General features: G+C 36.7%; 16 protein-coding genes. 9 read left to right on the forward strand and 7 right to left on the reverse strand.

Going from position 1 to position 15,205, the window contains the following annotated elements; genetic code table 11:
• Window positions 1-94: 94 nt before the first annotated feature.
• On the reverse strand, window positions 95-1,144 hold the full coding sequence (hemE, locus tag AC1RNS_RS07690; protein WP_492991708.1) for a uroporphyrinogen decarboxylase: 1,050 nt from the start codon (window positions 1,142-1,144) through the stop codon (window positions 95-97).
• A 243-nt stretch (window positions 1,145-1,387) separates the two neighbouring features.
• Between hemE and AC1RNS_RS07695 the strand changes: the two genes are divergently transcribed.
• Both AC1RNS_RS07695 and AC1RNS_RS07700 read left to right on the forward strand, forming a co-directional pair.
• Window positions 1,388-1,906, forward strand: coding sequence for an antibiotic biosynthesis monooxygenase family protein (locus tag AC1RNS_RS07695; protein ID WP_492991709.1), 519 nt, complete (start codon window positions 1,388-1,390; stop codon window positions 1,904-1,906).
• 56 nt (window positions 1,907-1,962) lie between these two features.
• Complete coding sequence (locus AC1RNS_RS07700) at window positions 1,963-3,123, forward strand: amidohydrolase (RefSeq protein ID WP_492991710.1); 1,161 nt, start codon at window positions 1,963-1,965, stop codon at window positions 3,121-3,123.
• A gap of 63 nt (window positions 3,124-3,186) precedes the next feature.
• Here the strand turns inward: AC1RNS_RS07700 and AC1RNS_RS07705 are convergent, their stop codons facing one another.
• Together AC1RNS_RS07705 and AC1RNS_RS07710 are read right to left on the reverse strand one after the other, a co-directional pair.
• Window positions 3,187-4,371, reverse strand: coding sequence for an ABC transporter permease (locus AC1RNS_RS07705; RefSeq protein WP_492991711.1), 1,185 nt, complete (start codon window positions 4,369-4,371; stop codon window positions 3,187-3,189).
• Window positions 4,355-5,104 carry an ABC transporter ATP-binding protein gene (locus AC1RNS_RS07710; protein WP_492991712.1) on the reverse strand — a complete coding sequence of 250 codons (750 nt, stop codon included), beginning with the start codon at window positions 5,102-5,104 and terminating at the stop codon, window positions 4,355-4,357. The genes AC1RNS_RS07705 and AC1RNS_RS07710 overlap by 17 nt, the downstream gene beginning before the upstream one ends.
• A 107-nt stretch (window positions 5,105-5,211) precedes the next feature.
• Between AC1RNS_RS07710 and AC1RNS_RS07715 the strand changes: the two genes are divergently transcribed.
• The 6 genes from AC1RNS_RS07715 (at window position 5,212) to AC1RNS_RS07740 (ending at window position 8,610) form a co-directional block, all read left to right on the forward strand.
• The gene (locus AC1RNS_RS07715; RefSeq protein ID WP_492991713.1) at window positions 5,212-5,625 is read left to right on the forward strand and encodes an HIT family protein; all 414 of its coding nucleotides are present in this window, start codon (window positions 5,212-5,214) and stop codon (window positions 5,623-5,625) included.
• Window positions 5,626-5,767: 142 nt separating this feature from the next.
• Window positions 5,768-6,301, forward strand: a complete 534-nt coding sequence (locus tag AC1RNS_RS07720) for a tryptophan transporter (protein WP_492991714.1) — start codon at window positions 5,768-5,770, stop codon at window positions 6,299-6,301.
• A 164-nt stretch (window positions 6,302-6,465) separates the two neighbouring features.
• Window positions 6,466-6,861 carry a YtxH domain-containing protein gene (locus AC1RNS_RS07725; RefSeq protein ID WP_492991715.1) on the forward strand — a complete coding sequence of 132 codons (396 nt, stop codon included), beginning with the start codon at window positions 6,466-6,468 and terminating at the stop codon, window positions 6,859-6,861.
• Between the two features lie 156 nt (window positions 6,862-7,017).
• Window positions 7,018-7,578 carry an HTH-type transcriptional regulator Hpr gene (locus AC1RNS_RS07730; RefSeq protein WP_492991716.1) on the forward strand — a complete coding sequence of 187 codons (561 nt, stop codon included), beginning with the start codon at window positions 7,018-7,020 and terminating at the stop codon, window positions 7,576-7,578.
• Between the two features lie 230 nt (window positions 7,579-7,808).
• Window positions 7,809-8,354: a DUF3267 domain-containing protein gene (locus AC1RNS_RS07735; RefSeq protein WP_492991717.1), complete on the forward strand. Its 546-nt coding sequence runs from the start codon at window positions 7,809-7,811 to the stop codon at window positions 8,352-8,354.
• Between the two features lie 70 nt (window positions 8,355-8,424).
• On the forward strand, window positions 8,425-8,610 hold the full coding sequence (locus AC1RNS_RS07740) for a hypothetical protein (RefSeq protein WP_008173337.1): 186 nt from the start codon (window positions 8,425-8,427) through the stop codon (window positions 8,608-8,610).
• A 165-nt stretch (window positions 8,611-8,775) separates the two neighbouring features.
• On the opposite strand, the gene AC1RNS_RS07745 is transcribed toward AC1RNS_RS07740, so the two are convergent.
• Window positions 8,776-8,883, reverse strand: coding sequence for a YjcZ family sporulation protein (locus tag AC1RNS_RS07745; RefSeq protein ID WP_492991718.1), 108 nt, complete (start codon window positions 8,881-8,883; stop codon window positions 8,776-8,778).
• 145 nt (window positions 8,884-9,028) lie between these two features.
• Here AC1RNS_RS07745 and AC1RNS_RS07750 point away from each other — a divergent pair, with 145 nt between their 5' ends.
• Window positions 9,029-9,991 (forward strand): peptidylprolyl isomerase, encoded by a 963-nt coding sequence (locus AC1RNS_RS07750; protein WP_492991719.1) that lies wholly within the window; start codon window positions 9,029-9,031, stop codon window positions 9,989-9,991.
• A 61-nt stretch (window positions 9,992-10,052) separates the two neighbouring features.
• Here the strand turns inward: AC1RNS_RS07750 and yhaM are convergent, their stop codons facing one another.
• Genes yhaM through AC1RNS_RS07765 form a run of 3 tightly spaced genes read right to left on the reverse strand, consistent with a single transcriptional unit; the run spans window position 10,053 to window position 15,096 of the window.
• The gene (yhaM, locus tag AC1RNS_RS07755) at window positions 10,053-10,988 is read right to left on the reverse strand and encodes a 3'-5' exoribonuclease YhaM (RefSeq protein WP_492991720.1); all 936 of its coding nucleotides are present in this window, start codon (window positions 10,986-10,988) and stop codon (window positions 10,053-10,055) included.
• Entirely contained in the window at window positions 10,985-13,876 is a 2,892-nt protein-coding gene (locus tag AC1RNS_RS07760; protein ID WP_492991721.1) for an AAA family ATPase, read from the reverse strand. The genes yhaM and AC1RNS_RS07760 overlap by 4 nt, the downstream gene beginning before the upstream one ends.
• 5 nt (window positions 13,877-13,881) lie before the next feature.
• Entirely contained in the window at window positions 13,882-15,096 is a 1,215-nt protein-coding gene (locus tag AC1RNS_RS07765) for a metallophosphoesterase family protein (RefSeq protein ID WP_492991722.1), read from the reverse strand.
• Window positions 15,097-15,205 lie beyond the last annotated feature (109 nt).

Here is a 15,205-nt window from a genome sequence, read left to right on the forward strand (position 1 = left end):
AGAAGCTGTCCAATTCATTAGGTTGGACAGCTCCCTTGCTGTGTTGTACATAATGTAGCATTCACAGACAAGATTTAGTCAAAGCTTCTTTATTTTATAAGCGTGCTTGGATTTGTTGAGCACTATAATCATGAATAAGAGCTGTTAATCGTTTCAATACCTCTGGATCTACCTCTGGGAATACGCCATGCCCAAGATTAAAAATATGTCCAGGCATCTCTAAGCCTTGATCGATAATATCTTTTGCACGCTTTTCTATAACCGACCAATCTGCAATTAATAAAGATGGATCTAAGTTACCTTGTACTGGTTTAGTAATACCATTTGCATGTGCTTCTTTAATCGGTAAACGCCAATCTAAGCCAACAACGTCAATCGGTAAGTCATTCCATTCTTTTGCCAAATGGCTTGCTCCAACACCGAACTGAATAAGTGGCACATTTTCTTTTTTCAACTCAGCAAAAATACGTGTCATTACAGGTTTAATAAAGATACGGTAGTCTTCAACATTTAAAGCACCTACCCAAGAATCAAATACTTGAATTGCCTTTGCTCCTGCTTCGATTTGTGCTGTTACGTAAGAAATAATCATATCAGCTAATTTATCCATTAATGCAAACCATGCTTGAGGTTCTGATACCATAAATGATTTTGTTTTATTATAGTTTCTTGAAGGCCCGCCCTCAATCATATAGCTTGCTAGTGTGAAAGGTGCTCCAGCAAAACCAATTAGAGGTACATTCAACTGCTCTTGTGTTAATAATTTTATTGTTTCTAATACAAAGGGAGTCTGTTCCTTAGCATTAAATTCACCTAATTTTTCTACATCAGCGACAGAACGAATAGGATTGGAAATAACAGGACCAACTCCTGCTTTTATTTTCACATCTACACCGATACCAGGGAGAGGTGTTACAATATCCTTGTATAAAATGGCCGCATCAACATTATAGTTTTCTACTGGTAAACGCGTTACATACGCACAAAGCTCAGGTTGATGTGTGATTTCCTCTAACGAATATTTTTCTTTAATCGCACGATATTCTGGCTGAGAGCGTCCTGCTTGTCGCATATACCATACAGGTGTATGTTCTGTTCTTTCCCCTCGTGCAGCACGAAGAAGTGTATCATTAAATGTTGTCATGAATAGTTCCTTCCCCTCAATAAAATTCATATCGTATAAATCTTTAGTTTATTCCTTTATTATTGATATCCGTTTTCAATAGTAAACGCTTCCTTAGTAATTGTATAGTTTTCCACATGAAATGTCATAAAATTGTTCTTTCTAAAAGATTTCTTTTTTGACAAAGCTATAGACTTCCACTTAAATGGAGATAATCAAGCTATTATACTGAGCCAAGGCGAAATTGATAAGGAGGGCAAATTTATGTATATTTATTTAACTTCAGGTACAGGAGATTTTTTAGAGCAAGTAAGAAAAAAGCACTCAAACCAGGAGATGATTCTATTACACGGTGAAGGAAATTCTGTGCTTATACATGAAACTGAAGGAAAATCTGTATTTGCCACACCACGTAAGTTTGAGGTATTGGATTCAGTAAACGATTTAGAAGAACGCGGATTTTTTGTTTTTAACAACATTCCTGTTACAGATGAAGGTCGACCTGTTTTTGAACATCGCTTCTTAAAGCGTGCACATGCTATCGAGGATGAACCAGGCTTTCTAGCATTCCGACTACTTCGTCCATTAAATAGCGAAACCTATATTGTCATGACGCAATGGAATGGTCCACATTCTTTTGAAGCATGGAAAAGTTCAAAAGCATTTACATCAGCACATGCTGAACGTGAAGAACCAGCAGGCGTACGTCAGCAAAATATATTTTCAGCCGCTTCCTATATTACAACCTATAGCGTTGCCACAAAAGAAGAAAACGAAGAATAAAATTCTTTTTGACTCACTGTTTTTATCTAGAATAATCTGATAAAGGAGTTTTGACTATGGATCAACATCTACTTGAGAAAATCGATGCTCATTTTGAAGAAATGGTGGCTATCCGCCGCCATCTACATATGCATCCGGAGCTTAGCTTCCAGGAGCACGAAACCGCTAATTATATTAGTCAATTTTATAAAAATCTTGGGGTACCAGTTGAAGCGAATATCAGTGGCTACGGACTCATTGCTCGAATTAAAGGAAGCAAACCTGGCAAAACTATTGCCTTACGTGCAGACTTTGATGCACTTCCTATCCAAGATGAAAAAGATGTTCCCTATAAATCTACTGTGCCTGGAGTTATGCATGCTTGTGGGCATGATGGTCATACAGCAACATTATTGATTATCGGCAAGCTTTTATGGGAGATGCGCGATGATTTAGTAGGTGAATATATTTTGATTCATCAGCATGCAGAGGAAGTTGATCCAGGCGGTGCCATTGGCATGGTTCAAGCAGGTGTTTTACAAGGCGTTGATGCTATCTTTGGTACACATTTATCATCAAATCATCCAACAGGAACAATCGGCTATCGTGTGGGTCCAATGATGGCAGCTGTGGACAGCTTTGACCTAAAAATCCAAGGCAAGGGTGGACATGGTGCACACCCTGATCAAACTAAAGATGCAATTGTAATTGGGGCACAGCTTATCATGAACCTACAGCAAATAGTGGCACGTCGAGTTGCGCCAACAGAGCCAGCCGTATTATCCGTTGGCTCCTTTGTCGCTTCAAATGCTGACAACATTATAGCCGATACTGCTTATTTAAATGGTACTATTCGTACATTTGATAAAGACATACGTGAAACAATGGAGCGTGAATTTAAGCGTATTATTAAAGGTACGGAAATTACCCACGATTGTTCGATTGAGCTTAATTTTCGTCGTGGCTACCCTGCACTTGTTAATCATGAAAACGAAACATTATTTATTCGTGAGATTGCCAAGGATATTTGTGAGGTTTTTGAAATGGAGACAACAATGGGGGCTGAGGATTTTTCATATTACTTAGAGGAAAAACCAGGCACATTTTTCTTTACAGGAGCTGCACCTATTGCGCCAGCACCTCACCATCATCCTCAATTTGATATAGACGAAAAAGGTATGATAGTGGCAGCAAAGGTATTATTAACAGCAGCCCTCGATTATCAATTAATCAAATAATTAACAAATATTAAGTTATTAACCATTCAAAAAGTCCATGTAGACAACTACACGGACTTTTTATTAAGGTTTAGAAACCTTCGTCGTTATTTCACTGACAACAATAATAATTACTATTCCTATATAGAACATTGGCTGCATCACACTACATATGCCAACAATAACGGCTTGAGTGACCATCGCTACACGTACAATTTGTTGAACGGCTACTTTGCGCGAATGATCAGGCAATGGGTAGAGCATATCCATACGAAATTCTCCACTTGCCAATAAGGCTTGCTTTAACTGAATCGTGGACGCAAAGCTTAATGCTCCTACAACAATCCAGGTCACAATAGGAATATCAACAAATGCTGCAATAACAGCAGAAATAGCTGTTAAACGAAGCCATAAATAAAAATGATCGTCTGTACGTACAAAAGTGCGAAACACCAAATATTTTTGTGTGTTCTCCTTCTTATAAGGAATAAATGTATACAACCAGTCAAGCCATGCTCTACGACGAATGATTCCTCTTAAATGGGGCACATCCGCAAAATAATTTGCAAACCGATAAAAGCTCATCATACGATTTTGCTCTAGCTCCACAAAATGCTCGTATGGCACCGGCTCCCCCTTACATTTTGTTCTGAATATAAGAATGTAAATACAACCAATAACAGTTGCAGCGATTGCAAATAGCAGTTGAGTTTGGAGCGCCATGTAAATAGTCACACCAAATATGATTGCTCGAATTAGTCTGTCCACCCAAATCAGTTTGCCACGTTCACTATAACGATAGCTAAATTCACCTTGGACACTAAGAAATTTCAATACAATAATTAGTACAAATACTGCCCAAATTTGAATTGTTGTTAAATCAGTAACGGCCTTAAGTAAAGGGATACTTACAATATAAACAATCGCAACAATCCAAACCTGAGACCAAAATGTCCATGCTAACGCCTTTTTAAAGTACTGTGACATTTTCGATTCTACAGGTAATAAATACACCTGGTCCGGCTCTCTCAGAAGCGAAGTAGGTCGACTAAAAGCTAATAAAATCCCGACGATTACAGCAATTACTAATTCTGCTGGAAAATCTAATTGCACGATTTTTAGCCATTCACTATATTGATAGCCTCCTGCTCCAACAAGAAATACGAGTACAATCGCGATATGCCCAGTAAAAATAAATTGCATATACTTTTGTACTTCTCCTATATAATGCATGAAGCGAGAAGACCATACATCACGCAAGTTCTTCATGGTCCCGCTCCTTTGTCATAGCAATATATAATTCATCTAATGTCGCGTGTGGCATAGCAAAAGCCTGACGTAAATCATTCATCGTTCCTTGTGCTCGAACACGTCCTTCATGCAATAAGATGATTCGATCACAATGCTTCTCAGCCGTTGATAAAATATGAGTGGACATTAATATAGAAGCGCCCTCTTTTTTCTTTTCATCCATTTGATCTAGCAATGATTGAATGCCAAGAGGATCGAGACCCACAAAGGGCTCATCAATAATGTAAAGACTTGGATTAACTAAAAAGGCACACATAATCATTACCTTTTGACGCATTCCTTTAGAAAAATGTGATGGGAACCAATTCAGTCTTTTCTCCATCCGAAATTCTTTCAATAATAATTCTGACCGAGCTGCAAGTGTCTCCTCATCTAGACCATAAGCCATTGCCGTTAATGCTAAATGTTCCCGTAATGTTAGCTCATCGTATAATACAGGTGTTTCAGGTATATAAGAAAATGATGTACGATACTTGTCCGTATTTTCCTTTAATGTGACACCATTTAATCGAATATCCCCTTCTTTAGGAAGCATTGTACCAATAATATGTTTAATCGTTGTACTTTTACCAGCACCATTCAAGCCAATTAAGCCAACAAGCTCCCCTTTTCCAATGGTAAATGATAAATCTTTTATAACAGGCTTTCTTGTGTAGCCACCTGTCACATGCTGTACCTCTAATACTGACATGACCTCACTCCTCTTCTTGTTTTATATTTTATCAAAAATTAGCAAATGATACAGTTATGAGTATGATAGAATATAATTACATACATAAATGAAAGGGGAAATTACGAATGAGCGATTGCCTATTTTGTAAAATCATTGATGGATCCATCCCAAGTACAAAAATTTATGAAGACGACCATGTCTTTGCATTCACAGATATTTCACCAGTTGCTAAAGGGCATACTTTATTAATTCCAAAGCAGCACTGTCAGGATTTATTTGAAATGCCAGAGGATGTAGCACGCAATCTTTATGCCGCGGCACCTAAAATTGCAAATGCTATCAAAGCAGCGTTTCAACCTATTGGCTTAAATACAATTAATAACAATGGAGCCGCTGCTGGACAAACTGTTTTCCACTACCACTTACATTTTATTCCGCGTTATGACGAAAAAGAAGGTCTAGGTTTAATTTGGCAAACACAAAAATATACACCAGAGCAATTAACAGAAGTTGCAGAAAGTATAAAAGCACATCTTTAAATAATAAGGATATACTTTAATTTTCAGAATAGTACCTTGCAATTTAAAAACTTTTATCGTACAATCACAAATAAGTTTCGCTAACGGTCAAGAGGACACGTTGGGAGACAAATAGATTAGCATAGTTGAGGAGAGATTAGAATTGAATACAAAGAATTTAGTTTTAATGGCACTTTTGGTCGGTGTCGGTGCAGCACTTTACTTAGTCACACCAGGTATGGTAAATGGCATGAAGCCCGATTTCATGCTAACAATGATGTTTATCGGGATATTACTGTTCCCTACTATTAAAGAAACATTTTTACTTTCTTTAGCAACAGGTGTTCTATCAGGACTATTTACAACATTTCCTGCCGGTCTTGTTCCAAATATTATCGATAAGGCTGTTACTGGTTTCGTCTTTTTAGCCATTTTAATCGCCCTAAAAAAACTGGCAAACAATTTTGCAGTATCAGCTGTCTTAGTAGGTGTAGGAACAATATTATCAGGTACGGTATTCTTAACGGTAGCACTTTCTGTATTCAATGCCAATGTTGGTGCAACATTTGCTATGCTTTTTGTAGGTGTTGTCTTACCTGCTGTAGCATTTAATGTGATTGCTTTTGTTATTATTTATCCAATTGTTGTAAAATTATTAAAGCGTTCTAAATTCAACACAGCTATTTCTCAAATTTAATATGTAGTACGAACCCTTATTTTGAGGAAAAAGTACTTTCAACTACTAAAAGAAGCTAAAACGTGATGGAAAATTACTCGTTTAGCTTCTTTTTTCTTTTGGTATATGTGCATTTCGTGGTTTAATAAGGGTAATATAATTATTACAGAAATGAGGTATTCGATATGAAAGCAAAACCATTTTTATTTGGACTAGTTACTGGCATTGTGGGAGGGACTATTGCTGTACTTTTCTCTACTCCTCAATCAGGTAGACAATTGCGCACTAATTTGCGAGAAAATGCTGAAATCTCAAAGGTCAAACTTTTCGAAGTTAAACATCAGGTTAATAATGTTAAACAGTCAGTTAATTCCTTAACAAATGAAGTCAAAAATAATATACCGCAAATAATAAATGAATTAAAACAAACAATTACTACATTTTCAAACGAAATCGAACCAACAAAAAATAATTTACAACAAGAAATAGAGGCATTACAGAATACAATTAGCGAAATCGAGAAAAACGTTGCACAATTCACAGAAAAAAAGAAAAAATCGCAAGAAAAAATAAGCGACTAAAGTCCTTGTTAAATAAAAATAAATCTATTTTTTTATTAAAAAAATGTTATAAAATATTATTATTTAACCACTTTTCAATTATTTAATTTTTCTAACTTTAAACTTTTTTTCTTTATTGCTATAATATTTTTAAAACGTTAAAGAAAGCAGTAGGTGATGGCTTTGTCAGAGGAACTATACACACAAAAAGAGGCGATGCTTTATAGTCAAAGAATTGCGCAATTATCAAAAGCCTTATGGAAAGCGGTTGAAAAAGATTGGCAACAATGGATTAAACCATACGATTTAAACATCAATGAGCATCATATTTTATGGATTTCGTATCATCTAAAAGGCGCTTCGATTTCCGATGTAGCAAAATTTGGCGTGATGCATGTTTCCACAGCATTTAACTTTTCAAAAAAATTAGAAGAACGTGGATTCCTGAAGTTTTCAAAGCGTGATGACGACAAACGTAATACGTATGTTGAACTAACTGAAGCAGGCACAGAACTAATTGTTGAAATGAATAGCAATTATCATAATACGTATCATTCTGTCCTCGAAGGTTCATTAGCTTTAAAAGACTTATATGGTCGCTTCCCAGAATTTTTAGATGTTATGGCTGTAATCCGCAATATTTATGGGGAGGACTTCATTGACATTTTTGAGCGCTCCTTTCAACACTTCCGTGATTCCTTTGACAAGCTAGAAGAACGTTCAACTGTAAAAGGATAAAGTGAAACTTATTTGTAGGAATTGCTTCTTCTCCTACTGATTATAAGTCAATCAATTGAGGATAAACGTTCGTAAATCGCAATCTGGGGTATGCGCCTTACGATACGTTAAAACATCATGTTAAAGGAGGTATTTCAGAAAATGTTTCTGAGATACCTCCTTTTTCTTGCATTCTAACATAAATCAATTTACATTAAATAGGACCCTTCCAATTATGGAGTTGATAAAGCATGCACTGTTGGAAAATATTAAATCTTGAACATCACTACGGTACAACGCGTATTATAATAATGTCTGTATTTGTGTTTTTAACCGTTTTTTCTCTATCTTATGTAACATTTAATTTATTTAATGATGAACACTATACTGATCATTTATTTTGGTTATTTGTCATTGCAGTATTTGCCCTTTATCCAATTCATAAATGCTTACACTTTCTAGCATTGTATGATCTACGGGAGCATTTAACATTACGTGTGCGTTCGCAATTCTATGTAATTCCTGTTCTACATATGCGCATACGTGAGCCATTATCAAAAAGTCGTTATATTATGGCATTACTTACACCATTTTTCGTGCTTAATACAGCCATATTAATAGGTACACTTTTATTACCTGCCTACACACATTACGGCACATTGCTATTAGCTTATCATTGTAGTTTATGTTTAATTGATATCCTATATGTAAAATACTTATTGAATTCACCTAGGGACTCCCAAATTGAAGAAACACCAAAGGGCTATGAAATTTTAGTACCGCCTACTATTCATTAAAATGCTTGTACTTGTGTTTTATTGACGTTTTTTGTTATGCTATTACTATTGAAAGAGGGGAGGAATAGACTTGCTATTAATGATCGTGGTTCTATTCTCGGTATTCTATTTATTTCAAATAAACCGCATGACATATGCACTGTGCATGCGACGTGAAATTCCCGAAGAAAATCAGCCAAAAATATTCCGAACTATAAATATACTCATTACAATATTACTTGTCTCATTTTATATTGAAATTTTATATGCAGTATAGTTAAAAAAGTGCATCCGCGCCCGTTCGCACGCAACGAGGGAAGTGTATCAACTCTTGCTGATGGATTCTTGTTTTGAATGTGACCTCAAGCGTGCGACGCGAATGCCTTTCATTGTTAAGAAAAGCTAAGGATATTATACCCTTAGCTTTTCGACATTTTATTAATTAGTATAGGAACGCTGCACCAACGATAATTAATAAAATAAATAGCACAACTAATAAAGCAAAGCCTGAGCCGTAGCCGCCACCGCCGCCATATCCTCCGTTGCCCATAACTTCACCCCCTTTCTTTTCTATATCCTATGCGCTTCAAAAATGGAAATATAGGCTATACTCAAGGGGGGAACCATTTTGTTTTTAAAACGTTTATGTTATAGTAAAAAATGGACGAAAACCATGTTAGGAGAGAATATCCACAATGAAAAAGACCGTATTATCTTTAACATTAGCCGCCTCTGTTTTAGCGCTTGGAGCTTGTAGCGGAGGGGACAGTAAAACAATTGCAACATCAAAAGTCGGTGATATTTCAGTAGCTGACTTTAATGAACAAGCGAAAACTTTAGCAGGTTCTTTTGTACTTCAACAAATGGCGACTGAAAAAGTATTAAGTGAAAAATACAAAGTAACAGATAAAGAATTTAAAGAAGCTTATGACAATTATGCAGCGCAATTCGGTGATGGCTTTGAAGAAGCACTTGCTAAAAATGGCTTTACAAAAGAAGGCTTTAAAGATTCTTTACGCATTGAACTTCTTCAAGATAAAGCTGTAAAGGATACATTTGATACAAAAAAATATTATGAACAAATGAAAACAGAGCTAAATGCTCGCCATATTTTAGTAGCAGATGAAAACACAGCTAAAGAAGTGATTGAAAAAATTAAGGGTGGCGCTAAATTTGAGGATGTAGCCAAAGAATTCTCAACTGATACAGGCTCTGCACAAAAAGGGGGCGAACTTGGTTGGTTCTCTGTTGGTTCAATGGTTCCTGAATTTAGTGATGCTGCTTATGCATTACCAGTAAATACACTTAGTGAGCCTGTAAAATCTGCATTTGGCTACCATATTATCGAAGTAACGGACAAGCGTGATGTAAAAGATATTGGCTCCTTTAAAGATGAAGAGAAGAAAATTAGTGAAACTATGCTTGAAAACTTGAAAAAATCAGGTGAAATTCAAACAGTTGCTAAAGATGTTGTCGCAAAATTAGTGAAAGAGGCTGATTTTAAAACATCTGATAAATCTTTACAAGAAGCATTAAAGACCTTGAGCATAACAAGTGAGGAAGAAGCTAAAGCGGCTGAGGAAGAAGCTAAGGCAGCTGAAGAAGCAGCTAAAGACAAAGAAGAGAAAGCTGAAGATACTGAAAAAGAATCTAAATAGTGATTATCTTACTCTACGAAAAAGGGTTACGCTTGTATCAGCGTAACCCCTTTTTCATTCACTATATAGTCGGCTTATAAAACGATCGATTATCGAGTGGGAATAATCTCTCTGTAAATTCACCAGGAGTTGTTTTACCAAGTGCTCGTGTTAGCATGTTCATCTTTGCATCAATATTGTCAATATAATGCAAAATTTCAGCTTCCTGAAGCATTGGCTTTTTAGGGCTTCCCCATTCCTCCTTGCCATGATGGGATAATACCATATGTTGCAAAAGCATAACCTCTTCTCCCTCAATTTCTAGTTCACTAGCAATCTTAGCAATCTCATTTACCATAATCGTAATATGACCTAGTAAATTCCCTTCAACTGTATACATTGTTGCGACAGGGCCAGAAAGCTCCACTACCTTACCAATATCATGCAAAATAATGCCAGCAAACAATAAGTCACGATTTAATGTAGGATATAAATCAGCAATGGCTTTGCCAAGTTTCAACATGGATACCATATGATCAAGTAATCCTGAGGCATAATCATGATGATTTTTTGTCGCTGCTGGAAATACTAAAATAGCATCCTGATGTTTTTTAATAGCTGCACGTGTAATTCTTGAAATATGAGGATTTTTAATTTCAAAGAAATATTGTGTTAATTCTTCATATAATTGTTCTTTAGGCGTAGCAGAAGAAGGAACTAAATCATGGATTGCAATTCCCTCCTCTGGTTTAGCTACGCGAATGGATTTTATTCGTAATTGATTTTTTCCACGATAGTCATGTATTTCACCACCGACACGCACAATAGCCTCGGCATGATACATTTTTTCATGATCTTCATTTGTATCCCACAGCTTTGCCTCAATATCTCCACTTTTATCTTGTAATAACAACGACATAAAGGGCTTTCCAACCGTTGTAACCCCTTTTGTCGCTTGTTTAATTAATAAAAATTGATCAACTGCTTCTCCAACCTGGAGCGTCGTTATTCCTTTCATGTTGACGCCACTCCCCTTTCATTTGCTAATGCGCTTATATCGACAATTTGATCTTTGCGCCAATATTTGAGCATCGTGTCATGACAAGTAAAATATAAAACTTGGCATTCATATCCTACTTCTTTCATTAATTGTACCATTTTGTCTGTTCGGATTCGATCAAAATGGACAAAAGGATCATCCATAATAAATGGAAATGGTGCAGAAGTTGAAAGTGTTTTTGCTAGTGCCATACGTAGTGAAATATAAGCTTGCTCCTTCGTCGCCTGTGATAGTTCAGCCATATGATAATGTAAGCCACTAGCAGCATCCTGAGCAACAAAATAGCCAGCATCATTAATGAATAGCTTTGTATAACGTTCACCTGTTAATAAACAAAAGATAGCATTAACCTCTGTTAAAACATAGGGTAGTTTTTCTTCTCTTAAGCTAAATAATGTTTCATGAATAGCATTAGACAATGCCCTTTTTGTTGCCCATTGCCCTATCAGCTGTTGCAGTATGGATTTCTCTTGCTCAAAGTGCTGAAGCAATTGACCATACTTCTCGTCATTTAGTAGTTGCTCCTTTTGGACATGTAGTGTAGCACGTTGCTCTAAGCAATGATCGATAGCTAACTGACTCGCTTCCTGTTCCGTTTCCAAAGTATTTAAACGTTCACTGAGCTGGCTGTCATGCATCATTGACTTATCGTTCGGTATATCCAATGAAGCAAGTTGACTTTTTATTGTAAGAAGTTCAGCTTTGAATTTCTGCTGTTGTTCAAATTGTTCATGTATCTCGTAGTACTCCTTATCTAATTGAACATTTGCAGCACTAAATAATTGAGCAATTTGCGATTCAACGTTTTCTATATGAGACTGTATCCCTTGGATATTAATAGTAAGGTTAGTCAATTGCTCTTTTGTATGCTGAGTCATTTTTTGCTCTTGCTGTATAGTAAGGAATGTAGTACGCAAATGCATAAAAATTTCTTGTTCACTGTACTCCGCCTTCAGAACTTGTTGTAGCTGTTCATATAGCTCATGCTTTTCCACCTGTATCGTTTGTAAAAGGTTACTCGTACTCTTTCTTTTTGCCTCTAGCTCTTGGGCTCCCCGTATTCGCATAAAAAGCTCTGGTAACAATGTTCTCGCTATATTCCCCTCTAAATGAAAACGCCCTAAAAATTGTTGTAAGGATTGAGTTGCTTCCTCACTCACCCTTTCAGCCTGTTGTATTTTATATTCTAGCTGCACATATTGACGTTCTTTTTCTTGCTGCTGTTCATGGATCTGCAACAAACGCTCCTCTTGCCTTTGTTTTTTCAGCAGAATCGCCTGAGCAATATTTTCCTCCTGCTCTAATTCGCGAATTTGCTGATTGGGCTGCCCCGATGCTTGACTTTCATCCCTCGAAAACTTCAAATATAAAATAAGGAATAAAACGATAGCTGCTCCTAAAACGATGACAGCCATATTTTTTCCAAAAACACCATATATAATTGAACATATACTTATAGCTAATAAAATCCATATTAAAGCACTGGATTGCTTCTGCTTTGAGCGCTGTGACCTTACATGACGGTATTGCTCAAGCTTTCGTTTACGTTGCGGCCACTGTGCTAAAATATGTTCTTCTTCCGCTGTTAATGCCTCTTGTTGAAGACGCTGCTTATGCTGGGCAATTGAATCTAGTTCGATGTGTATTTGCTCTAGGGAACGTAAATGAAATTTTAACTCTTCCTCCGCTTCTTCCAGCAAACTTAGTTGTCGTTGAAATTGCTCCTCTTGTTGCAATGAGACCGTCTCCTCAAGGAGATTCAGCTGTGCTTCATTTTCCTGTACACCTAATAATCGAAACTGTGCTTCTATTTCTTGCTCTAATAAATACAAATTATCCATTAAGTTTTGTTCTTTTACAATTAACTGATTCCACGTTGCTTCCTTATTCAAAAGTCGAGACATTTCATGAATAGCTTGCTCGTCTATTGTTAATGACAGTTTGCGTTGTAGTTCTTGGGCCTGCTCTTTTTGCTGCTGCAATTGCAATGTTTCGTGCATTAGCCGATCCTTTAATTGCTCATAGCGTCTTATTCCTTCTGGTGGAAACTGCACATGCTCATAAATCTTTAATGTTTGCTCCAGAGCCTTCTGCTGTTTCATTAAGGGCATTGCCTGCTTAAGAATATTGAGCTGCTGCCAATTCTGTTGCTGTAATTTTTGCTGCTTATACAAGTCTTCAAGTTTTTGGTCAAGCTGCTTTAATTGCAGCAATTTGTCCTCAAAGCTTTGTATATTGCTCTGCTCCTGTTTAATTGTGCGCTCAAGCTGCTTTAAATGCTCTAACTTTTGATTAATAATAGGTATCTTGCCTGACTTTTTAAAAAGATCACCAGCCTCTTTTTCCACTTTCCTTTCAATAGTAGACAATTGTTGAACGCCTGTTGTCCCAGAGGCAATCAACAAATGTGTCAGCTCCTCCTCAGACATTTTCTCAATGCCCTGTAGCTCATGTATAGAGAAGGAGAAAATTGACTCAAAGGAAGCCCTAGAATAGCCATAAAGCAGTTTTGCTAATAGCTCGTCCTGTCCAACTGTACCATCTTCAAGATAAATCGTGACATCTCCAGCTGCCCTTCCTTTAACACGCTCTATGGTACATTGTCCGTATATTGGATGCCAAATTGTAAGCTGGCCGCCAAATCTAGTTGATGTTTTCGGTTCATATTTGCGTTGTGTTTGCTGCTTTGTAGGAAAACCAAAGAGCAATTGTAAAATAAACTGTTGAATCGTTGTTTTTCCTGCCTCATTCATGCCATAAAAAATAGTAATATCATCAGATAAAGAGATTGTGATATTGTCATGCTTCCCAAAACCATAAATTTGGATTTTTCGTATTGTCAGCATGTCATTCACGTCCTTTGAATTTCTTCTGCTAATAATTCCTGTGCATTGTGCATTAAGGCTTTAATATCTTGTTCTGTTAAAGGGTCGATAAATCTTGCTCCACCTGCATGTTGATATAGGTCTTTTAATATATCCCTCCAGGCTGAAATGTCCCATTGCTCCATTAAATTCACCACAGATTCAGTTGCAGCAGTATGTTCGTACAGCGCAGACGAATTATGCAGCACTAGCTTCTGTACCCAACACATTGGTTCCATTCCATCTTCTGCCTCCCGTATAGTTTCTAGCCATGCATCCACAGTAGCATGTTCAAATAAAGAAGAGGCTTGTTCATCAATGTTTTTTAAGTGAAGCTCCACAACGGTCGCCCCATAGGATTGTCGATTGAGAGAAAGTGCTTCCTCACATTTTTTTAAAAGTTCATTTGCATGAAAAATATTTTTGCAATCTACCTCCACAGTATTATAAACAACAGCAGATGTTGGTACAAAATCCAGTTCAACAGAGGCTTGCGATAAAGTGACATCATAAAAACCCTTGATTCCCTGTTCCTTACGATGTCGACTTTGAATATTACCTGGATACACAATAGGTGGATTTTGATGTAGCAGCTGGCGTTTATGAATATGTCCTAAAGCCCAATAATGATAGTTTTTTTCAAGCAGTTGATCCTTTGTGAAAGGTGCGTAAACTGCATGTGTGGTATCACTAAACTCACTGCCATGGAGCATACCAATATGAAGTACATGTTGGTCAGAGGCAATAGGATAACTCTCTATCTTTGATTCCTTTACATGTCGTTCACTATAACTAAAGCCATAGATATTCACTTGCTGCCCTCGTATATTTAGCTGAACAACACTCGTCTCCGCTGGCAATTCATAGACGTTACTTGGTAAGGCAAAGCGAGTCCAAGAACCGTTTAAGTGATCGTGATTGCCATAACTTAAAATAACTGGGATATTATGCTGAAAGAGCTTTTCCATTGCCTCCTGGAATCGGCGCTGAGCCTGTAAGCTACGATTTTCACCATCATAGATATCACCAACTATTAGTAAAAAATCAGGTTTCTCTTGGATAGCTTTATCAATAATTGTATTAAAAGCCTCAAAAGTACTCGTTCGAATTTTTTTAAAATGGTGTTCAGGTAAACCAAATAAGCCCTTAAACGGACTATCTAAATGTAAATCCGCCATATGAAAAAAACGAATTGCAGACATCCAATCACCTCAAGTAATAAATAATTTGAACCTTTGTAATATCATATCTACATTCTCAGTTACGAAGAAGTTTAGATAAAATAGCATCAACTCAAACCGAATATTTGTT

The organism is Lysinibacillus sp. GW821-FHT14F06 (assembly GCF_058803665.1).

What these genes read in the sequence shown, in the direction of transcription:
- AC1RNS_RS07760 (WP_492991721.1), bottom strand. Translation starts at nt 13,876, where the DNA reads ATGCTGACAATACGAAAAATCCAAATTTATGGTTTTGGGAAGCATGAC.
- AC1RNS_RS07710 (WP_492991712.1), bottom strand. Translation starts at nt 5,104, where the DNA reads ATGTCAGTATTAGAGGTACAGCATGTGACAGGTGGCTACACAAGAAAG.
- AC1RNS_RS07730 (WP_492991716.1), top strand. Translation starts at nt 7,018, where the DNA reads ATGGCTTTGTCAGAGGAACTATACACACAAAAAGAGGCGATGCTTTAT.
- AC1RNS_RS07735 (WP_492991717.1), top strand. Translation starts at nt 7,809, where the DNA reads ATGCACTGTTGGAAAATATTAAATCTTGAACATCACTACGGTACAACG.
- AC1RNS_RS07750 (WP_492991719.1), top strand. Translation starts at nt 9,029, where the DNA reads ATGAAAAAGACCGTATTATCTTTAACATTAGCCGCCTCTGTTTTAGCG.
- AC1RNS_RS07765 (WP_492991722.1), bottom strand. Translation starts at nt 15,096, where the DNA reads ATGTCTGCAATTCGTTTTTTTCATATGGCGGATTTACATTTAGATAGT.
- AC1RNS_RS07700 (WP_492991710.1), top strand. Translation starts at nt 1,963, where the DNA reads ATGGATCAACATCTACTTGAGAAAATCGATGCTCATTTTGAAGAAATG.
- hemE (WP_492991708.1), bottom strand. Translation starts at nt 1,144, where the DNA reads ATGACAACATTTAATGATACACTTCTTCGTGCTGCACGAGGGGAAAGA.
- yhaM (WP_492991720.1), bottom strand. Translation starts at nt 10,988, where the DNA reads ATGAAAGGAATAACGACGCTCCAGGTTGGAGAAGCAGTTGATCAATTT.
- AC1RNS_RS07705 (WP_492991711.1), bottom strand. Translation starts at nt 4,371, where the DNA reads ATGAAGAACTTGCGTGATGTATGGTCTTCTCGCTTCATGCATTATATA.
- AC1RNS_RS07725 (WP_492991715.1), top strand. Translation starts at nt 6,466, where the DNA reads ATGAAAGCAAAACCATTTTTATTTGGACTAGTTACTGGCATTGTGGGA.
- AC1RNS_RS07715 (WP_492991713.1), top strand. Translation starts at nt 5,212, where the DNA reads ATGAGCGATTGCCTATTTTGTAAAATCATTGATGGATCCATCCCAAGT.
- AC1RNS_RS07745 (WP_492991718.1), bottom strand. Translation starts at nt 8,883, where the DNA reads ATGGGCAACGGAGGATATGGCGGCGGTGGCGGCTACGGCTCAGGCTTT.
- AC1RNS_RS07695 (WP_492991709.1), top strand. Translation starts at nt 1,388, where the DNA reads ATGTATATTTATTTAACTTCAGGTACAGGAGATTTTTTAGAGCAAGTA.